Source organism: Streptomyces plumbidurans (assembly GCF_019857225.1).
GTDB classification, from domain to species: Bacteria; Actinomycetota; Actinomycetes; order Streptomycetales; family Streptomycetaceae; genus Streptomyces; species Streptomyces plumbidurans.
In genome coordinates this window covers 1-816 of record NZ_JAFJSY010000175.1, presented here as the reverse complement: position 1 = coordinate 816, position 816 = coordinate 1, and the positions used below count along the sequence as shown (strand labels likewise).

Annotated in this window: 1 protein-coding gene; it reads right to left on the bottom strand. The window is 75.7% G+C overall.

All coding sequences use genetic code 11. The features are described from left to right. A partial coding sequence (locus JYK17_RS40285; protein WP_308011747.1) for a biotin/lipoyl-containing protein occupies positions 1-689 on the bottom strand: 689 nt, incomplete at its 3' end. Between the last annotated feature and the right edge of the window lie 127 nt (positions 690-816).

Sequence of the window (816 nt, the reverse complement as noted above, 5' to 3'; positions counted from 1 at the left end):
GCCTCGGCGGCGGGCGCCGGGGCCGGAGCGGCGGGGGCCGGGGCGGCCGCGGGAGCGGCACCCGCGGCGCCGATGACGGCGAGCTTGGCGCCGACCTCGGCGGTCTCGTCCTCGCCGACCACGATCTCCAGCAGGGTGCCCGAGGCGGGCGCCGGGATCTCCGTGTCGACCTTGTCCGTGGAGACCTCGAGCAGCGGCTCGTCGGCCTCGACGGAGTCGCCGACCGACTTCAGCCAGCGGGTGACGGTGCCCTCGGTGACGGACTCGCCGAGCGCGGGCAGGACGACGTCCGTGCCCTCGGCGCTGCCGCCGCCGGACGTGGCCTCGGCGGTGGGGGCCGGGGCCGGGGCGGCCTGCTCGGTGGACGGGGCGGCAGCGGCCGGCTCCGGAGCCGCGGCGGGCTCGGGGGCGGGCTCTGCGGCCGGGGCCGGGGCGGCCGCGGGGGCACCGCTGCCGTCGTCGATGACGGCCAGTTCGGCGCCGACCTCGACGGTCTCGTCCTCGGCGACCTTGATGCTGGCGAGGACACCGGCGGCGGGCGAGGGGATCTCGGTGTCGACCTTGTCGGTCGACACCTCGAGCAGCGGCTCGTCGGCCTCGACGCGCTCGCCCTCGGCCTTCAGCCAGCGGGTGACAGTGCCCTCGGTGACGCTCTCGCCGAGCGCCGGAAGGGTTACGGAAACCGCCATGGTTTCGGTTGCTCCTTACGAATTGCGGAAGTCTGTGTCGTCGCGACGTCGCACAGTCGCTTCGTCTGCCGAGGGTCAGTCGTGCGAGTGCAGCGGCTTGCCCGCGAGGGCCAGGTGGGCTTCGCCG